The organism is Microcoleus sp. FACHB-672 (assembly GCF_014695725.1).
In the GTDB taxonomy this organism is placed as follows: domain Bacteria; phylum Cyanobacteriota; class Cyanobacteriia; order Cyanobacteriales; family Oscillatoriaceae; genus FACHB-68.
The window spans coordinates 36,761-57,474 of sequence record NZ_JACJOU010000025.1; the positions used below are offsets into that span (position 1 = coordinate 36,761).

At 44.1% G+C, this 20,714-nt stretch carries 12 protein-coding genes; 2 read left to right on the plus strand and 10 right to left on the minus strand.

Going from position 1 to position 20,714, the window contains the following annotated elements; all coding sequences use genetic code 11:
• Window positions 1-7: 7 nt before the first annotated feature.
• Both H6F56_RS19725 and H6F56_RS19730 read right to left on the minus strand, forming a co-directional pair.
• Window positions 8-1,198, minus strand: a complete 1,191-nt coding sequence (locus tag H6F56_RS19725; RefSeq protein ID WP_190671570.1) for a patatin-like phospholipase family protein — start codon at window positions 1,196-1,198, stop codon at window positions 8-10.
• A gap of 501 nt (window positions 1,199-1,699) precedes the next feature.
• Window positions 1,700-1,852: a hypothetical protein gene (locus H6F56_RS19730; RefSeq protein WP_190671572.1), complete on the minus strand. Its 153-nt coding sequence runs from the start codon at window positions 1,850-1,852 to the stop codon at window positions 1,700-1,702.
• 105 nt (window positions 1,853-1,957) lie between these two features.
• On the opposite strand from H6F56_RS19730, the gene H6F56_RS19735 reads away from it, so the two are divergent.
• The gene (locus H6F56_RS19735; RefSeq protein ID WP_190671574.1) at window positions 1,958-3,265 is read left to right on the plus strand and encodes a pentapeptide repeat-containing protein; all 1,308 of its coding nucleotides are present in this window, start codon (window positions 1,958-1,960) and stop codon (window positions 3,263-3,265) included.
• Window positions 3,266-3,326: 61 nt separating this feature from the next.
• Here H6F56_RS19735 and H6F56_RS19740 read toward each other — a convergent pair whose 3' ends face one another.
• Window positions 3,327-3,887 carry a hypothetical protein gene (locus H6F56_RS19740; RefSeq protein ID WP_190671576.1) on the minus strand — a complete coding sequence of 187 codons (561 nt, stop codon included), beginning with the start codon at window positions 3,885-3,887 and terminating at the stop codon, window positions 3,327-3,329.
• Window positions 3,888-4,122: 235 nt separating this feature from the next.
• Window positions 4,123-5,136, minus strand: coding sequence for a Gfo/Idh/MocA family protein (locus H6F56_RS19745; RefSeq protein ID WP_190671578.1), 1,014 nt, complete (start codon window positions 5,134-5,136; stop codon window positions 4,123-4,125).
• A gap of 337 nt (window positions 5,137-5,473) precedes the next feature.
• On the opposite strand from H6F56_RS19745, the gene H6F56_RS19750 reads away from it, so the two are divergent.
• On the plus strand, window positions 5,474-5,773 hold the full coding sequence (locus tag H6F56_RS19750; protein WP_190671580.1) for a ferredoxin: 300 nt from the start codon (window positions 5,474-5,476) through the stop codon (window positions 5,771-5,773).
• 343 nt (window positions 5,774-6,116) lie between these two features.
• Here the strand turns inward: H6F56_RS19750 and H6F56_RS19755 are convergent, their stop codons facing one another.
• The 6 genes from H6F56_RS19755 to H6F56_RS19780 form a co-directional block, all read right to left on the minus strand.
• Window positions 6,117-7,841, minus strand: coding sequence for a SpoIID/LytB domain-containing protein (locus H6F56_RS19755; RefSeq protein WP_190671582.1), 1,725 nt, complete (start codon window positions 7,839-7,841; stop codon window positions 6,117-6,119).
• 434 nt (window positions 7,842-8,275) lie between these two features.
• Window positions 8,276-10,807 (minus strand): CHAT domain-containing protein, encoded by a 2,532-nt coding sequence (locus H6F56_RS19760; protein WP_190671584.1) that lies wholly within the window; start codon window positions 10,805-10,807, stop codon window positions 8,276-8,278.
• A gap of 218 nt (window positions 10,808-11,025) precedes the next feature.
• Window positions 11,026-15,786 carry a filamentous hemagglutinin N-terminal domain-containing protein gene (locus tag H6F56_RS19765; RefSeq protein WP_190671586.1) on the minus strand — a complete coding sequence of 1,587 codons (4,761 nt, stop codon included), beginning with the start codon at window positions 15,784-15,786 and terminating at the stop codon, window positions 11,026-11,028.
• A gap of 211 nt (window positions 15,787-15,997) precedes the next feature.
• Entirely contained in the window at window positions 15,998-16,720 is a 723-nt protein-coding gene (locus H6F56_RS19770) for a DUF928 domain-containing protein (protein ID WP_190671587.1), read from the minus strand.
• A gap of 16 nt (window positions 16,721-16,736) precedes the next feature.
• Window positions 16,737-19,652: a CHASE2 domain-containing protein gene (locus H6F56_RS19775; RefSeq protein WP_190671590.1), complete on the minus strand. Its 2,916-nt coding sequence runs from the start codon at window positions 19,650-19,652 to the stop codon at window positions 16,737-16,739.
• Between the two features lie 17 nt (window positions 19,653-19,669).
• Window positions 19,670-20,593: a DUF1822 family protein gene (locus tag H6F56_RS19780; RefSeq protein ID WP_190671592.1), complete on the minus strand. Its 924-nt coding sequence runs from the start codon at window positions 20,591-20,593 to the stop codon at window positions 19,670-19,672.
• Window positions 20,594-20,714: the final 121 nt, after the last annotated feature.

Below are 20,714 nucleotides of genomic sequence, written 5' to 3' on the forward strand. Positions count from 1 at the left end.
TCTGGGTTTATTTTCGCTCCCAAATCATCTCAATATTTTTGGATAATGAGTAGGTGCGATCTTCATTGGTATTGAAGTCAAGTGCTTTCGGTGCTTCACTAACTTTAGGGCGATCAAGAAGTAGCTGCCGGCACAGCTCATCTAGATCTCCATTTCTTTGATCAATAATTAACTGTGCCAGTTCTTCTAGTCTTTTAATATTACCATCACTGGCATCATCAAAATCGTCTTGAACGTTATTTAACGGAGCTTGAAAGCGATAATACTGTTTCGCCCGATCTTCCGGATTCGGCAGTAATTGTTCCAACTGGCAATCCACACATTCACTTTGACCGTCAAGGGCCATATTAATGACTGGACGCACCCATTTAATCAGTCCCCAATCTTTTGCCTGCTCAAAATAAAATTGTCGTGTCAGCGCTCCTGTTCCCAGAGAAACCACTAAAATGTCATCAACAAATAGTCTAGTTTTGTACTTTTCTCGATAAAAAACAATCGCTTCTATGATTGCCATCGCTGTGGGGTTATTGGCAACAACTCCCCCATCGACTAAGGAATAAAAGCCGCTGCGAGTGGGGTGAAGGGTTTCAACTTTGTAAGGTTCAAAGTATGTTGGGGCGGCGGAAGTTGCCATTGCGGCTTGTTTCATTGTAAATCCCTCGCATATCTTCCGGAAGTAATCGGCTCTTTTTTCGTTATGTCGGTTACTTGTAAAGAAAATAGGCATTCGCAGTTCAGTATCGTAGCTGGTAACGAAAACTTCTGTCACCGCTTCTTCAATAGGGGTCTCTCCTAAAAATTCAGTCAAAACTGATTCTCTGCCACCAGACGAAAATTTTGGGCGGAATAGGTTTTGGAAATTAACAATCGGCGAATACCAAAAATTTTTTAAAACAAGTGACTGGTATTTTGCCATTTCAGCCAGTCTAGAGCGAGGCTTGGGAAAAATTCGCTTTCCTTCATGTTTATAGAGACGAATTAAGTCCTCCGCTTGATATTGAGCTTCCGCAGGATTGGCTGGATTGGGTTTAGTCACGCCCAGCGCTAAGATTCCTCCCGTTGATGTGCCGGCAACTAAATCAAAGAGTTGTGAAATCCGCTTTCCCGTGCGTTTCTCAATCTCTGCTAAGATGAGTGCCGGCATGATGCCTCGAATGCCCCCGCCGTCAATCGACAAAACTTTGAATTTGAAAGGCATATTCCTCTTGTTGCTAACAAAATTAAGTCTTGTCAGATGCCCCTGTATGCTATTGGGTTCGGAAAGTCGCTGCAAAAGTGTTAAAACCCTTACCCACAAGCTACGCTAATCAAAACGCAGTCTAGCCTTTAAATAATTTCCCGACACCAGGAACAAGTAAATAGACCCGCTTTGATTTAGCCGTCATGTACAGTTATAGCGCGTGCTTCGGCACATGAAAACCCCTCAAACTTTTCTAGCCAAAAGCTAGCTCTGCTCAGGCGAAAAAAGCCGGTTTAGTGGAAAAGGGCGGCAACTTGTCACCGACAACTCAAAACAAGCTTAGCCGTTTTTATTCTTTTTTTACAATAAGTTGAACACCGATTGGCCAACCATCTGCATTTGATCCGATTTTTTTTCTCTTAGTTTTATCAAACTGGTTTCTATCATTATCTTTAGTCGGCTGTACTTTTGGCTAAATATCTAACACAATTAAAGCCGCTAGAAAGATAAGGTTTAACATCAGTTGTCTCCGGCTTGAACACCTGTATTTGATTTTAAATTTAAGCGCCGATACACCGGCATCCCTAAAATCTCCTGAATCCGGGCAGATAAACTGAGTGGAGTGGCATCTGAGCGCTCACCGGCTTGGTTCGTTAAGATGTTGAAGTGCAAAGGTGAGCGCTTTGCTTCTGGCGTGTGGCACGACTTCCCGCCGCCAAACCCGCTATCATAGGGCAGCAGTTCAGCCCAAATGCGCGAACGCCCATATCAAAACCGATGACACCCGAACCTGATTCTTCCAAACCCACCCAACCTCAATCAAATGTAACGCTGGAAAGTCTCAATGGTGCCGATGGCAAAGTTGCCGGTAAAGACGGTGCAGTTGTCGCCACCGACATTCCTGAAATGATAGTGCCGGCAAAATCTCCAATTCAGCAAACCGCACAGCCAACGAATCGGATTTGGAAGGCCAACCCGATTGCGCTCCTGTTGGCTTCACTTGCCCTCATGATTTTGGGCTTGGTTATCAATAACCCCTGGTTGGGGGTATCGGGCGCGATTATATCTCTGTTACTATCGCTGCTGATCATTTGGCCGTTTGCTCGCTCAGTGATGGATGACTTATTACCGTCACCCCTACGCGGGCAATTTTTGGCAGCATTGGGAATCCTGGCGGCGACGCTGGGCTTACTAAAATATTTGGGTGTCTACCTGCGCCTCACAAAATGGGCCAAGCAAATTCAGTGGGATGCCGTTGGATCACTGGCAGAATGGTTCGGGGCATTGGGACAAATTTTCATCGCGGTTTTAGCCGTGTATATCGCTTGGCAACAGTATGTGATTTCTCGCGATCTCACCCTCGAACAAAACCGGCTCACCAGTCAGCAAAACATCCTCACCCAGCAGCAGACAATTGATGCCTACTTCCAGGGCGTTTCTGATCTGGCGCTGGATGACGAGGGATTGCTGGAAGATTGGCCCCAAGAGCGAGCATTTTCCGAAGGACGCACTGCAGCTATTCTCGGGAGTGTGGATGCTGCCGGTAAAGCTAAAGTTTTGCGATTTTTGTCTCAATCGAGGTTGCTTACGCCGTTAAAACGCGACCGTCGCCTGGGCCGGCCTATTTTGAACGGTGACGGCGGCTATGAGGAAGATCGCGCCTATGGCGTCCGCGTGATCGATCTCGGTGTGATGCTAGCTGGGGCAGACTTAACCGGCACCGATCTGCGCTGGACAGAATTGAGCGAAGCGAATCTTATCAGGGCCAACCTCAGCCGGTGTGACCTTGTCAAAGCCAACTTTGCCCGCTGCATTTTGTACGAAGCGAATCTTTCCTATTCCGATTTCAAAGGGGTGCGGCTATTTTATGGCAAAGCAGAAAACGCCACTCCCCGCAGTCGTACCGAATATCCCGACTACAAAACAGGTCTCCACACGGGTGCTGTGATTGAGAGTGCAAACTTCACCGGCGTTGAGCGACTAGATGACGAGCAACGCTACTACTGCTGCGCTTGGGGTGGAGAGCAAACCAGAGCTACGATTCCAGGCGGTTGTGAGGGCATCCCCAATAAGTTAGGCCGCTGATCGGGCGAGGGACTGGGGGTTTTTGGCACGCTTCGTATCAGATTACCGACCCCCTCTCCCCTCAGTTCTCACTCGGAAAGGTTCCCCGTTTCTTCCGGGCTTCCATTGCTTTTTCTAAGACATCTAGCAGCCCCGGCGCTTCTTCTTGTAGGGTGAGCAATAGTCTTTCGCCCATATCTTCGTCGCCCGGATCTTGGCCGGTTTCCATCACCTGTTTTAGACGCGGCATTGCCACATCATCAACAATTTGAATTAAGCCACTTAAACAGCGATTAAATTGCCTTTCTGTTAATTGGGCATCCTCCAATGGAAATTCGATAATCGCCCGAATTTCTCCATCCGATGGATCGTACTCCCATTGCAACATTTTTGTTTCCCAAGAGATGCACAGCATCGTCTGCAAAATTGCATCTTTATGAGGATGGTCTTGAATACCAGACAGCACTTGGGGAGCGAAGAGTTTAAAAAATTCTCCATCCTCATCAAGCTGGATCACAATTAAAAAATTCTCTATGTGGTCAGCATACACTCCCGTAATAATCCGAGTGTTTTTTTCATCTAGCTCATATTGCCAACCTCTTTCATCAAGATAAACAGCAATCTGTTCCAGCGTTGCAGCCATCAGAGCCTCCTGGGTTAATAAAAAAAGTCTTTATATATAAAGTTCGGTGACAATTGAGAAATGAGCAATTTCTATTTCATTTCACAAGAAATCATAAACATTTCAATCATAACAGAATCTCAAAAAGTATCGATTTTACAAGAGTTAAGAAAATAGGTATTTACGGTTGTCAATCCTATTTTATCTAAGTCACCAGCATCTTGAAAAAGGCGAGTCAGAATTGACGATTGACTCGCTAATTACTGATGGTAATCGTTTGGCCGGTTTCAGCAGATCGGCGGGCGGCATCGGCAACTTTAAGGGTGTAGGCGCTGGCTGCCGGCGTCACATACAGGGGCGCTCCCTCGCTCAGGTGATCTAATACCATTGCGGTGTCTTTGGCAAACAATCCCCGCCGGCTGCCCACTTCTATTGGGGTGGTTTCCTCCCCGCGCACGAGGCGTCCCTCTTCGCCATTAAAGATCAGTGTGCCCTGATCTCCGTGAACTTCTAACTTCCGTTCTGCTTGCCAGAAAGTTTCCCCTTTGCCATAAATGACTTCCGCCACCACGCCATTTGTAAACCGCAACGAAGCAGCGCACAAACAGGCTGTGAAAAAACCGGCTTCTGATGCTGGGGGTGGGGCGTCCCAAAACCGACTTTGACAGCTAACAGTCGCAACTTGGCCAAATAAATCTGTGAGCCGGTGCAGCCGCGAGAGGGCACCGCTTAAGGGAAAACCAAACAGATCCCGTTGATAAGTCCACTTGCGGGGTGCCGGCTGCTGGGGACTGATGGTGACATAGCGGGCGTAGAAAGCTTCGCCAACTGCCGGTAAGGATTCTACCAGCGCCTGATGTACGCCCCCAAGCAGCTCAATATGCTCGACGTGCAAAAGTTTGTTTTGTTGAGCGGCTAAAGCAATTAACTTTTCTGCCTCAACCGGATCGAGGGAAATGGGATATTCTACGACGACGTGTTTACCGGCACTCAGCGCGGCACGGGCAATCAAGTCATGATCTCGACTAATGTTTGAAATGATCACCAAATCCAGATCTTCGCGTTCCACCAGCTGACGCCAAGAAATCACCGCTTGAGCGCCGTAGGTTTGACTGAACGCCTCTGTCGTTTCAGGGGTATGGCCGGCAACTGCCACAAGATGCGCTCGCGCCTCGCCTTGCAGGGTTTGCGCTCTTAGCTTTGCTGCATAGCCAGTCCCCACCAACCCGACTCTCACCGGCAGGCGCACGCCGGTATATAAAGGAGTCATAGGCGTTTGTGTGCTTGTGTTAAACGTGTTTGTCACCAGCGAGACTCTACGATTGGGAAATCATGGACGTTGTTGATACTACCTTAGTTTTAAGGGCGGCTAACAGAGACACAATGCCGTACCTATATTCCTAGGTATAAGCAATCAAGATGAAATTAGAAAAATTTATAATAAATTTTATTGAGACTACTTGGTCAATAAGTGTTGCAAGCTTGATTTTTTCCCGTAATATCAGAAACAGGCTGAACCGATACGCAAAGCTACGGGTTAATACAGAAGTAGCTTTTGCATAAAGGAAACTTATCACCCTAAGTCGATTTCTAGAGAGGAACGCTGCATGGCAACTTTCAAAGTCACATTAATCAACGAAGCAGAAGGGCTAAACACAGAGATTGAAGTGCCCGATGACGAGTACATTTTGGATGCTGCTGAGGAACAAGGGATTGACCTGCCTTATTCTTGTCGCGCCGGTGCTTGTTCCACCTGTGCCGGTAAGATCACCGCAGGCACTGTGGATCAGTCTGACCAATCCTTCTTGGATGATGATCAAATTGAAGCCGGTTATGTCTTAACTTGTGTTGCATACCCCTCTTCTGACTGCACGATCCTAACTCACCAAGAAGAAGCACTGTACTAACTCAGTCTTTGATGCCTCGGCCCTGAGTTGAGTGCGAAGTTCAACTCACCCCTCAGTTGTTAATTCAAGCCTTATCAGGCAGGGAGTTAAGCCGGGTTCTTAACACTCTCTTTCTCTAAACTGATGCAATTGATTAGTTTAGTGACTGATTGAACTTCGTACAAACTTCACCATCAGGGGGCGTCGTTCGGGCGTCCCTGATTTGTTTTTGGCCCTGTTAATTACGACTTGTGGCACAAATTGAGTCAGGGCAAAATAGAAAAAGGGCGAGTTGCCGGCTCACCCTGGTCCCTGAGAACCCAGAAGCCGGCTCTTACACATCGGCTTCTGGTGCAAAGTGGCCCTACTTCACCCGCAAAGTCACTTTCTCTTCACTCTTTTCTTTCAACGGGTCTTGCCACAAGATAATAGACTCGTTAATCGGCTGGATTTGGGTGCCGGGATAGTAAAAGCTGAGAATGCGCTCGCTCGACCAGCCCAACTTGGCCAGCTTATGGGAGCCGGTTTGACTCATGCCGACCCCATGCCCAAAACCCCCTCCAATAAAGGCATAGCCCTTAAGTATTTTCGTATTTTCTTGATAGATCGGTTCCACATAGAAGAGAGTGCTTAAAGGCGCATAAAACGCCCTGAGAATCTCGTCTTTTTCCAGTTCAAGCACACCCCCGTCAGTGATTACGGCCATTTTGAGAACACGACCGGCACTGGATCGCTGTAGCACCCGCAACTCCTGAATCGTTTGGAAATTAACCAAAGCAGAGTTGCCGTCTTGGAGATAGCGCTTCAAGTCTTTGTTCATCTTGTCGAGACTGCTTTCCTCTCGCCACCGAAACAAGTCGCCTTCCTCGTTAAATCCTTTCTCAATATTGACAAAGCGGCGGAAGTTGTCTTCGGAAGCTAAACTTTGACTCGACAAGTCCCAAACGTTGCCCACCGAGTCTAGCACCGGCAGCAAATAAGGCCGTTCTGGGCCATTCCACATATCGTTGAAAGGAGCCGTGACGCCGCCGCTGGTTGAGGAATAAAGGGCATCAATTAACTCGTTTTGGTAAACCAGCACTTGCCCCGTGGTGGCTGCGATCGCGCGATCAGCATCGGGCCAAGTGTCGCCCAGTCCTAGGTAAACCTGGCATTGGGTATTGGCGCACATCTGATAGTTATCAATGGCAAATCGGCGTACGTTCCGCAGTACATACGTCCGTGCCAAAATCGTTTGGGCTTCAATTGCCGGATAGGGGGCTTCTTCGCCGATCTCATGAGGCACGACGCCTCGTAGATAGGTTTCAAGGGGCACTTGGTTGACGAGTGTATAAGTGCCATAGGCATTGGGCTGCAGCCGCAGACTGCCTCCATAGAGACGTTCAGTTTTTTGCTCTTTTCCTTTCTCGACTTTAATTAAGCCGGTGCCGGCGCTGATGTCTAGCTGAGACTGGCTATAGCGGGTGCCATTGACCACCCAGCTGGCTTGGGGTGTCTGCTGTAATATTTTTGTATCGAGATAGACGCTGTTATGGCCTTGCGCTTGTAGGCTTTCTAGGAGAAACCGGCGGATTAAAGGGCTGCTGTAGGCACCGCGTTTGGCCCAGACCTGCCATTCGTCCGGTTGGCCAATTTCCACCTCCAGACCTTTAGCTCGCCACTTATTAGCCGTGTCTTCAGCGCTTTCAAAGCTGCGGTAGCTACCGAGTACGACTCGCTCCTCTACCACCGGCTGCGGCAGGGGTTGCATCTGAATTTCTAGCTTGAGTTCTGTGGCTTCGAGAATTTGGGGCAAGCCATCTTGGTTAAAACGCAAGCTTAAGCGATCCCCAGGCGTTGCTTTCAGGGTCAGCCGGTCCTTTGGTTTTTCCCCAAATCGCTGGACTACCCCGACTTGAAGCTCTATGTCTTGGGAACTCTGCGCCCATACTGCGCTGCCGGTGAGCGAGGATAAGGTAAAAAATAAAAGGTAAAAAGGCAAGAAAAAGCATTTTCTCTTTTGCTTTTGCACGAGCGCCTTTTTCCTGGGTTGATGCTGGGGTTGGTTTGGCAAACCCATCTGCTTCAAGGTGTCACTGTGTTGCTGCATGAGCTGTTTCCCAATCGCGGGCTGAACGTATTATAATTTTTTTTATTAAAGTTTTTAGTTAATCCAACAATTACTATTTTTTAATAATTCACTTGTTAAATTAAGCTGCAATTAAAATATACTGTTACAGTTCTATGCTTTTCCGGAATATTTTTAGTTGAAGTGGCAGCGAACGATTGATTTAAATGTTAGAGTTATGAGTTTGCTGAAATTCAGGCCGATTTTGATCTAGATGCCGGTGGTATGCTGTGCTACTTTTCTAGAAAAAAGGGAAATAATTTTAAAACTGTAGCGATTTTATCAGTTGTGGAAAAGCATCGCTTCGGCTCTCGCTTATCTCCAAACCCGCTGCCTGCCTGTAAGGGCAGCGCAAAATACTGTCTGTGAGTTTTCAATCTATCACACTAATGCGCCCTAAGCTGTCGCCAAGGAAATTAAGGCTGACCAATTAATATGAAAGCTGCCCAATCTCTAGGATTGGGGTGTTGTTGTATTGTCTTCAACATTGCATTTCGCAACGCCTTTGCTTTGTCCCCATTTTGCTGCAATTGCTGATAAAATTCCTGCATTAAAAATGCTGTAGGTGCATCCGGTACTGTCCACAAGGAGACGACGGCGCTAGGAATGCCGGCACTAATTAAAGCACGAGACAAACCAATAACTCCATCCCCCGTAATTCTGCCTCGTCCTGTATTGCAGGCGCTTAAAACGATTAGTTCGGCTTTCAATTTGAGTTTGAGAATTTCACTGGCTGTTAGCAAGCCATTATCTTGGCTATCAGGCGCTAAGGCGATGGCACTTTCTAAGCCTTGTGCTTCATCGAGTAATCCATGTGTGGCGAAATGGATAATTTGGCTTTGCTGCATTTTTTCCACAACCAGTGCTTTGGTGGGGATAGAGCCGGTTAAAGCGGTTGTTTGTAATAATTGAGCAATTTCTAAAGCTTCCGTTTCAGCATTGGGAAGTGGCGCTAATGGTTGCGCCGGCTGTCCGGGGGTGGTTTGCACAACCGGCATTTTAGGATTCCCAACCACTAATGCTTGAGGTTGGGTTTGGGTTGCTCGTTGTTGTTTTTGTTGGTTGGTTAAGTCCAGGACTTGTATTGCCGGCGCTGTGAGAATCGTGTGTTTTTCAATTAAATAATTGCCCTCGCTATCTTGCAAAGCAGCAAAGGGCACTAAAAACAATTCGCCGTGAGGAATAAACACGACATGATCTTCTGGGTTTGCCGGCAATAAATCTGCAATCGGTGCAATTAGCAATTGATGTAGTTGTTGCAGCTGGAGATTGCTGCTGCTGCGCGAATCTACTTTTGATGTCACATCAGCAATAGGGCGAGCAATTGTCACGCCTTCTGCAAAAGAAGATTGGGTTAATTCAACTTCTTGAGTGGCTTCATTAATTTTGACAACTTGCCAAGGTTCCCAATCGGGTGGATCATCTTTCAGCCTCACTAAATCACCTGAAGTTACAGCGAGACTTTCTGTTTCACCCTGGCTTCGCACACCTAGAGAAATACGGCTACTGGGTACAAGATTAGCCAGGTTAATATCTAAAGACTTGAGATCACTGCGACGAAAGGCAACTTTACCACTAGGTTTAACTACCCAAATAAATAGTTCAGCCCCCACACCCCTTAATTTACCGTGAACTAAGAAACTGTCATCAGGAATTATTGAGTATTCGACTAACGTTACATTTTGCGACTGGGCGATTTGTTGAATTTGCTGAATATTTGGGGGAATCGTTTGAACCGCTACGTTTAAATTAGAGGAAAGCTGTTTTGATAATAAGGCGATGAAAGCACGGCTTCGCCCATGTTCAGATATTTCTAAAGCTTCCTTTAAGCTGTTTTTAGCAATTAAAACTTGTTGTAGTAAATTATAGGTGAGAGCCTGTGTATCAAAAATTGAAATATGCTGAGCATCATTAAGCTCAGATCGTAAAGAATCTAAAATCTGAATGGCTATTCGCAGTTTTTTTTCTGCTTCTACAAAATTCGCAGACTTATATAATGTATGAGCTAAGTTATTGAGAACTTTTGCTTGCTCTCGCGGAGCTTTCATTGAATCGGCAATTGCTAAACTTTGCTCATGATATTCAATTGCTTTGTCATAGTCATTCAAATTTTCGTAAGTAAGCCCTAAGCTTCCCAATACTGCTGTCTGCATTGGAAGGTTGCCAATTAATTGGGCGATTTCCAAACTTTCTTGATAACAAATAAGTGCTTGTTTCATATCACCCATAATATGATAAGCTAAACCTAAGTTATTTAATGTATATCCTTCTCCTTCACGATCACCAATCTGCTGAGCGATTTTTAAGCTTTGTTGATAATATTGAATTGCCAGCTTGTAATTGCCTAAACTTGTAAAAACGATTCCTAAACTTCCCAAGGCAACTCCCTCACCAAAAACATCTCCTATGCTTTGGGCTACTTGCAAGCTTTGTTGATAGTTTTCAATGGCTTGCTCAGATTCTCCAATAGATTCATAAGCATTGCCCAAGTTTGCTAAAGCAATAATCTGTCTTTTTTGATCATTTAATTCTTGCTGAACTGCTAAAGCTTGTTCTAAATAATCAATTGCTTTAGTATAGTTTCCCAAAGCTCTGTAAGCAATTCCAAAGTTGGCAAAAACTGCTCCTTCACCTTTGCGGTTTTTGATTTTTTGATAAAGGATAAGAGCTTTTTGCCAAGATTCAATTGCTGCTTCAAATCGACTAGATTGATAGCGTTCAATTCCTTGGTGCAGTAGTTTTTCTGCTTGCTCTAAATCTCCCTGAAACTTACCTTCATCTGTAAAGGTTTTATAAGTGTAAATAGATGGAATTGAGAAAGAGCTTTTTTGAGCGGGATAATAAGATAAAAAATACGTTCCTTGAAGAAAAACTGGATTAAGTATAAAATAAATTAGTTGATGAGAAATGAAAAAAAAGATTTTAACCCCTATCAATTGAAGATTCATGAGAAGGTTAGGCTAATTACAGTTAGATTGTAAACTTAATTTTGAAGAAAAGGTAACTGCCGGCGCAATTGGGAGTATCCCATTTTTGTAAATTTGTAGTGCGGTCATCTTGCCGGTTTACAGTAATCTCTGGGAACAAGATGCTCCCACTTCCAATATTGCATCTGGGATGCACTCACCCAATCTTTTAATAACGTATTGTGTTAGAAAACTGAAAATTACTTTGAAATCACCTCCTTTTTTTCGCGCCTTACTGGGAGTTGAGAACTTTGCGATGTAATTTCACAAGTTTGATTGTCTGTTGATATTGTTCTCTCTGTGTCTCCATTCAACTTTTCTTCAGAATCTTTAGGCCGACATCTCACCGTTGCTGCGTAACTGTCTGATGCAAGTAGGTAAGGATCGATAGACAAAATCCCTGAAGGCTGAGTTTTTTGCGCTGTGTTTTCAGTTAATTGTGGTTGAGTTTCGCCTGTTTGACTCTCGGTTAATGCCGGCTCGTTGGGTTCACCGGCACTGGCTACAGGCGATGGTGAAACAGTCGTGCCGGCACTGGAAGAAGTTTGGGAAGTCGTGGGTGAAATTTCACTCCCTGTGGTTACTGAAGTCTGTGAATTTATTGGTGAAACCGTAGTGCCGGCACTTGAAGAAGTTCGAGGAGTTGTGGGTGAAATTTCACTTCCTGTTGTTACTGAAGTTGGCGAATTTATTGGTGAAACAGTAGTGCCGGCACTTGAGGAAGTTCGGGGAGCAGTCGTTGAAATTTCACTTCCTGTTGTTACTGAAGTTGGCGAATTTATTGGTGAAACTGTAGCGCCGGCACCGGAAGAAGTGCCGGGAGTCGTCGGTGAAACTTCACTTCCTGTGGTTACTGAAGTTGGTAACGGCGAAGGAGAAACTCCACCACTGAGACTTGGTGAAGTGGTAGGAGTTGGTATCAAAACTTCATTACCAGGAATTGAGGGCGTTTGTAGTGGAACTTCATTTCCTTTTGTTGGTGGTATCGATGATACGGGTGTTGGATTAGGTGTTGGTGTTGGTGTTGGATTAGGTGTTGGTGTTGGTGTTGGTGTTGGATTAGGTGTTGATGTTGGTGTTGGCGTTGGCGTTGGTGTTGATGTGGGAGTTTTTGTGGGAGTCGGTGCCGATGTTGGTGTGGGAGTCGGTGCCGATGTTGGTGTGGGAGTTTGTGTGGGTGACGGAGTGGGTGGATCTGTCGGTGACGGAGTGGGTGGATTTGTCGGTGACGGAGTGGGTGGATTTGTCGGTGACGGAGTGGGTGGATTTGTCGGTGACGGAGTGGGTGGATTTGTCGGTGACGGAGTGGGTGGATCTGTCGGTGACGGAGTGGGTGGATCTGTCGGTGACGGAGTGGGTGGATCTGTCGGTGACGGAGTGGGTGGATCTGTCGGTGACGGAGTGGGTGGATCTGTCGGTGACGGAGTAAAAGTTATTTGAAGGCGAGTAGGCACCGAAGATCCATTTTCACGCGCTGAATCGCTAGTCGTGAGGGGAATATCGCGAAAAGAAGTTATTCCACCACCATTATTGATATTAGAAGTAATTGCGCCGGCAGTAAAACTTGCATCTGACGGAATATTTGCAATACTAAGAGGGTTACTTGTTGTTACTACACCTTTTCCATCTTCTTGAATGTTACTAGGCCCAATAATAAAAGAGGCTCCCCCATGTTCTATATAAACATTTCCCGCACCCTCAGTTCCTGTCGCTAGTATGCTGGTTGGTAAATTTCCGGTAACTTGTTGACCTTTAATTTTTACAAATTTTTTATCAAAAAATCCTTCATTGTCAAAATAATTGTCGTTTAAATAATCGTCCGTTATAAACGAATCAATAGCTCTAAATAGACCAGAAGTTTTAATGGTGACATGACCACCAAGACTACCGGCGGTATTTATATATCCAACAGTTATATTGCCATTATTAGACAATAGATTGACAGATCCCCCTGGGGTTCTTATCGTTCCAGTTGCTATATCATTTTCTGCGGACAAAATAATCGCTCCTCTGTTGGAGCTAGAGGCTTCGTGGCTAATGTAAATATCTCCAACTTGAATGCTTCCTGGTGATGAAGCTACGCCTGCGGTGGTAAAAGTTGTTGTTTCAGTTGTTGTTTCAACTGTTTTAGGGAGATTAGGGGTGTTCTGTAGTTCAGTGACACCGGCTCGCAAAATCAAAGCCGACCTACTAGCCAAAACTGGAATATCTGGATCTGTTCCCTGTAAATTAGGATTAGGCCCAGTAATGGTAATATCTTCTCCGACAATGCTTCCTGCCGCTTCTACTTTTAGAGAGACACCTTCATAGTTGCCAAAAGTCACATCGCCGGCTGAACTAATAATGCCATCTGAGCTAACTGTATTAAACAGAAAATCGGCGGGTTCCCCTAATAAGTTAACTGTTGAAAAATTCCCTCCACTCTGGAAACGAGCGTTCGCGGTAATCGTCCCATCACTGACTAAGCTGAGATCCCCACTACTTTGAAATAGAGACAAGGGGTGAGATAATGCCTGTATGCTGATCGCATTATCTCCTCGAATCAGGAGATTCCCTCCTGCTGTTGCGGTAAAAGGATTCTCTATACTATCTTCTATTTCAACCGTATTTTCGCTAAGAATTTGTAAGTTATTGCTAGCCTTGATTTCGCCGCTATTGAGCTTCAAGTTGCCTTGGGCTTGAATATTTACCTCTTCTGCCTTCAATTTTATTCCATTTTGAAAAGTGATATTATTGCCTGTTATATTTACATGATTTAACTTGTTTAAATTATCAAGTTCTTCTGGGCTATAGTCGCTGTAATCTTCAGAAAATTCGCTTGAGTCGGCGGCTATCATAATCACATCTCCAGTGCCGGCTGATACAGTCAAATGACCTGTAGGCCTGAAGGGGTTTCTACTAATACTGCCATTTAAAGTTATATTACCACTTCCAATATTTCCGGTGGTGATAGAAGTATCACCCACTAACTCTAGCGTCCCTTTTAAACTAATATTCCCTCCCGATGAAGTCTGAATATTATCGACTGTAATTGTCCCTGATTCAAGACTAATATCTCCTCCAGTCCCTGTTCCAGAGATTGCTGCGTTTAACGTGCCAGTGATAATTTCACCATAAGGACTTTTGGTTTCGAGAATAATATTTCCTCCCGAAGCTGGGAGGAAAATATTGCCAAAATAAATGCTAGAAGCAGTAGTATTTAAATTGCCAGTTCTAATATATCTTGTAGCTGTTAGATTGATGTCTCCAGCAGAACCCAAAGAAGAAGTATTAATATTGCCAACTTCAACATCTACTCCTGAAATTATTACACTTCCTCCACGAGTATTTATAGTGTCGCTCCCATGCATTGAAAACGAACCTCCTATTAATCCCATATTATCGGCATTGGCCGTAAATGTAACAGTCTCCCCAGCCCCAGTTTGCAAATTTAATTCATCGCCTGGTAAATCTTCAATGGTAATACTATCAGTCGCTTCTAGAATAATATCCCCAGTGAGGCTTTCTAAACGCTCTCTGGTAATCACAAAAGTATCATCCCAAAGCCCATCATCGGCCAAAATTTCTCCATCATCCAGTTCAGCATCGACTAAAATTCTTCCATCATCAGGTTCAGCATTGTTGTTGGGTTCTGCACTCTCAACTATGAGGATATTAGCTGGATCAAGCAACAAAGTACCCAAGTTGCCTTGGGGGGCGCTGAGGTCAACTGTGCCATCAAAACTCAGGCTTTCTTTACCTGAGATTTCAACAAATCCTCCATTACCGCTGCTATTACCGCCACGAGCGCTAATGCTTCCCAAAAATCTTGTTGCTTCATCCGCCCAAACAATGACTCGACCCCCATTCCCGTTTAGCAAGGCATCAGCCAAAATTGCTGAATCTTGACTAACATAAGTTTGGGAAGCATTGGGGATCGTTCCTTGTCCTTTATACTCGCCGCCAATTAAAACGCTGCCACCACCATTAGAGCCTGAAGCATTAATATTTGCTCCCAATACTCCAACTTTATCTCCTAAAATTTGTACGGTTCCGCCTGTTTCACCGGCACTTAAATTTGCAGCATTAATTGTTCCCGAAGCAATGACTGTCCCTGTGTTAGGAGCCACCGAAACACCGGAACCTGTCAGTTGAACTGTGCCATCAGGATTAACTGTTAATCCTGTAGCATGACTGCCGGCATTTCCTGTTAGTAACGTTGGCAAGTCAGCAATCGGGAATGTCCAGTTTCCTTCGGAGGTTGTGGCGGGTTGAAATTCTAGATTTAACACCATGCCGGCTTGACTGAGGCGAACTCGGTGTTCACCGGGAACGGCGGTTAAAACAATCTCACCTCCCGGCGCAGAAAGTTGGCCGATATTGACGACGGTTCCCCCCATTAACGTTAAATTTTGTCCTTGATTAACGCTGAGAACACCTGAATTTATCACAGCACCCGGTTGCAGCGTTGAGAAGTCAAAAGCAGTGGGAGAACCGATGAGAAGCGGATAGTTATTCGGCCCAATTGCATTGAACCCATTACCGCCAAATCCAATACTTGTAGCGGTTGTAGCGCTGAAGGATGCCGGCACATTTAAGCTAGCATTCGGGCCAAAAATGATACCAGCGGGATTCATCAGAAATAAGTTAGAATTTCCCCCCGTTACTTGAATTAATCCGTTGATCAACGAGGCATCACCTCCGACAACTCTGCCTAAAATATTGAGAATTTCAGGATTCGAGTTAAAGTTGGCGATTTGACCGGCATCCAGCCCAAATTTCTCAAAACTGTGAAATAAATTTGCTCCATCGCCAGAACGCTGTCCCCCATTGATTTCAAGGCGGTTGCCATTGGGGGTGACGACTGTGCCGGTGCCATCGTTTGCCGGTTTGATCGGTTGAGATGATGCCGGTAAAATGGGGTAAAATGCTATGAATAAACCGAGAACGAACGGCTTAAGGGATGTTCTGGCTGAATTCATCAGAGTTCTCTCAAATAGCTTCAATCTTTTGCGAAGGCTAACAAACTGGCTGAGGCTAATCTTTCAGCAAATCTAACCAGCGGAATTTAGTGAAAAAAGAAGACCCTGCTTGCTAAGTATGGCGAATTATTTTAGCACACATTTTTTAGTAAAAACATTAAGTATTCTTACAAAAAAGCTGCCAAAAGCTCAATTAGAAATGAAATTAGCTTCAATCCACTGTGCAACAAGAAACCACCGGCACTGAAACCATTTTCTCTAAACGTACTGTTGGGTGCTGCAATAAATTTGTCCAGGCTGTTGTAATTTCAGGATTGTTAGATGTTCGCTGTAGTGTGGCTAGCTCATGCACCATCTCATACCAAAAACCGTTAGCACCATACAAATCTGCCCGTTCTAAGGGTGAAGTAGCATTTTCTAACTGAGTTTGAACCTCTGCCGGCAAATTCTCGCGCACAATAACTCCATTTATAGACATGAAATCCGCTTGATTTGCTGAATTACAGAAGAAAAAGAACCGCCAACGATATTTTTTATCAATTTCTAACGACGGTGCTGTTTCTGGGAGACGGTAGCTGATGATTCCTGGCCCCTTATTGGTTTCAAATGTGGTTTTATAAACTTGCTTCTTGCTAATTTCATCCTCTAATATCAGTTCAACTGACCCTGATGGATAGGGGCTATATAGCCAGAATGTCGGGTTTTCTGCGGCTGTTTTTCCGAAATTGGTCGCGGGAATTAAAGCAGCAAAAGAGCCGGTGGGTGCGGGACAAAGGGGACGACTGCCGGCATCTTCGCGCCTACCTGGTGCCCCATCACTGGGGGGTTTGAAAGTAGACGTTTCTGCTAAAGAACGGACGTTCAAGCAGGTCAGCAGCCACAGGAATGTATAGGTTAGAGTTAATAACTGATGTTGCAGTTTTTTCAGCTTCATATTTTTGCTTTGGTATTTACAATTTTTGGTGAGACATTGTCCTAGTCATTGCAATTCCTCCCGTAGCGATGATAGCTACAACGGATGGAACCACCGGCACCCAAAAACCTTGGATTAACAAACCTAAACAAACTCCCCATAATACCCCCACTGTTACTAATACAGCCATAACCCGATAACGAAGGTGCTGTATTTGACAAACAACTCCTCCAATCATTGCCCATCCCCAAATCCAGAAAGTTTCTGCCCACTGGTTCCAAACACTTAAAAGCGGTCGCTGATCCAAAACAGCACTGAGAATTTGGCTTATCATTTGCGCTTGAATAAGAACTCCTGCTGTCCTTTCATAGTATTCTTTGCCGGCACTATAGGGACTCGAAAAATTATCATCGGCAGTCGGCGCTGTGACTCCAACTAAAATAATTTTATTTTTTAATAAATGAGGAGCAACTCGATTTTTTAATATTTCTGAAACTCCCACTGTTTTTGCTATATTTTTTCGATAATTAAGTAAAACTTGAAATCCTCCATCGTCTAATTTTTTATAAGCTCCTGTATTTCCTTCCAAATCTTGAAAAATCACTCTGCCAATTTTAACTTGTTCCCTTGAAACAGCTTTTGGCTGAATGCCTTCTGTGGCGAGATAATGCAGTGCAACTCTTGTGCTTAACGCATAGTTTGTAACACAAGAATCATGTTCATAAGGTTGCATAAACATTAAATGCCGGCGTAAAATTCCGTCTAAATCCACCAGAACATCGGTAAAACCCAAGCGAGATTCAGGAAGTTTAGGTGGCGGTTGAATACCTGGTTTATTGGGATTGTTCGCTTCACCGGCACTACAGACCGCAATCAGCCGATTATTATATTGAAACTGGCGGCTTAACTGCGCGTGACCAGGTTCTAGAGGTCGATTGCGAAAGATATCCAAAGCAATTATTCGCGGTTGATACGCCTCTAATTTCTCAATAACCTGGGCGATTGTGGCATCAGGCAGCGGAAACCCATATTGGTTTATATCATTTTCAGTTACTTCAACCACTAGCAAACGCGAATCTATTCCTTCATTAGGACGTAACCGCATTAATTGGTCAAACGCTTTAAGTTCAAAAGTTTGGAATAAACCTAAGTCTCTCATTCCCATGACTAAAATTGTCAGAAAAATGCCAGCAAAAAAAACAGGTTTATACTGATTTATCGATAGAACTTTGGTTAACTTTCGCTTTTTATCATTGTCTTGACTTGGCTGCTTCTGTAAAATCTGGTAAACCCGAATCGGATTAGGAATATTTTTTAACTTCCGTTCTCCTAAGTCAGACACTTCCAGAGACAAGCTATTTTTGACGACTTCATAAACCGTCTGAGATATTAAAATTCCACCGGGTTGTGCTTTTGATTGCAGCCGCGACGCAATATTAACTCCATTTCCCATAACATCGCTATCATTGAAAAGAACATCTCCCAAATGAATGCCAATGCGATGCAATAGCTTTTCTGTCGGCGGTAAACTGGCAGTATTTAAAAAAGTCGTTTGAATTTCAATTGCACAGGCGGTTGCTTGAGTGGCGCTGGAAAAATACATTAACAAGCCATCACCTGTTGATTTGAGAACTTCTCCCTCAAAGCGATGACACAATTCAGTCATCAATTCGAGATCGCGGTTTAATAAAGTGATGGTTTCTTCTTCATTGGTTGCCATTCTCGTGCTAAAACGAACCGCATCTGTAAAGACAATAGCTGCTAAGGTGCGCTGTCTTTTTACAGGGGAAGGTGAAGATAGATTAATTTTAGGAAAATTAGCTGATGGTAAGCTTGGTAAATCACTTTCTGAGTTCCCTAATAACTGATTCCAAGTAGGAGGAATTTCAGCCGGCTGCTGACAAATCACCGGCAGCCAACTTGCACAAGGAAATTCACGCTCAAAATCATCATGCAAACGCTGTCGCGCTTCTCGCACTGCTAAATACAATGACTGTCCGCCGGCAAATGCCTTTAAGAAATGTTTTAAAAATTCTTGAGCAATTTGGTCAGGAATTAACTCCCGCATCACAATCATTTGCGGAATATGCAAGTCGCCGAGTTGTCTTGCCAGTCCCAACCCATCACAAGAGTTAAAAATGGCTAGTTTCAAGCCGCCTTTAATCGCTTTTTGCAACCCATACCAAAGTTCTGGAATTGTTAAACTATCTGTTGGATTAATATAAATTCGACCCGTATCTCCTTGGGTTTCGCTATGGCCTGCGAAAAAAATAATATCCCAGCACTCTCCCCAAAGTTGGTCGTTAATCTCCTGATGTTCGGGTTCTACCAAAAAAGTTAAATTAACGTTGCGTAAACTCTTTAATAATTGCAGGTCTTTCTCAATATCTATTCCTTGTTTATGTCCAAGAATAGCTAAAATACTTACGCAAGATTTAGTTCTAATCTCACCTGTTAATTTCTGAGATGATTTTGATTCTAGAGGACTCAGTGCAACTTCTGCTTTAGGGTAACGTTCAAAAAAATCCCATTGATGCCAAGGTAATTTTTGAATATTGGAATCTTCACTGCAAATTAAAAACCGGATGGTTTCATTTCGGTTGAGTTCTTCTCGCAGCCGGCTATCAATTTCACGAAATCCTTCTTCTTTAAGCCAGGTTTTTAGGTGATTGCTCAGTTGTTTTGCAGAGTCAACACAGTCAGAAATCCGTTTATTAATCGAGCCTTTATGAATGATTTTCTTAGTTTTAATCCTTGTACAATTCCCTAAATTTCGGTAATTTTCTTGCCAGTGGAAGTGCAAGTTATTAGCCAGAGTAGGGTTAGGCGGTAGTCCTCCTTTGATTTTGATCGGAAATTGTAAGGTTTCGCCATCAGATCCTATTTCCAAGGTGACTCGGAATCCTTGACTTTCTAAGTTGCCATCTAGTTCTAAAACCACTAACTTACTCATAGATGATTCTCACTTCCTCAGATCGCAAACAGTTCAGTGACAATCGCTTCTCCTAAAACAAGTTTGACGCTAAAACGCTCTCCGGGTACACAGCTAAACTGAAATTCCAAACTTTCGCTGCTTCCGGCTTCTGCTTGCATCACCGGCTTTTCGTTTTCATCTAAAATAATAAGCTGCAAGTTTTGCGGTAACTCGATTTGACTTTCGGCTGAAAGCACTTCAACAGAAACATCAATTTCTGAATCGTCAGCAGGCGTTAATCTTACAAATAAAACAATTCGTTCGCCAGCTTGTTCTAGTTTTAGCAACTTTCCTCTTTCAACACTTGCTTTTTGCGCTCGCCTAAAATTAAATGCTAGTTGAGGTTGAGGCGAAGCCAGCAAAGTTTCTAAAGTTTCCCAGCCGGCTTCTATAATATTTTGGAACCATGGGCTTAGCTGAATAGGTTGTTTAATAGAAGCCGATTGCTGGAATTGATTAAGATATAAAATAAATTCATCCAAGGATTGGAGTTGGTTTATAGGTAAATCCTTAGTCGTTATTTCTTGGACAAATCCTAAAACTGTTGCTTCCCGCAAAGACTCATGCAATTGCACACAGACAAAACCCAGCCGATTTGACCAAACTTCTTCGGGAATGCTAATAACTTCTGTATTTGGTAACACAGGTCTGCATTCGAGTTTGCCATAATTTGGGATAATTAAATCTGCCACATCCATGAGTGTGCTTGTTGCCGGATTGTAGCTATCACTGTTTTCCCAATCTGTTTCAAATCCATGCCATTGAAGGTAAAGTTGCACAGCACATACCGCAAGACTATTGAGATAAACTTGTTTGGCTTTAGCGGCATTAGATTGGTGACACCGTAGTTGTTCCGCGCGAGAATGCGCCGCTAGTCCTAGTGGTACGGTATAGGTTAAGAATTTAGTGGGGGGATTCATAAGCACTCTGATTTCCAGCAGTTTGAGGTTGGTTTTTGTTTGGCTTTCATGAGTTACTCTGGCCGTAGGGGTAAATTTTATGCAAATTTAACGTATTCTACAAAAACTTTACATTTTTGGG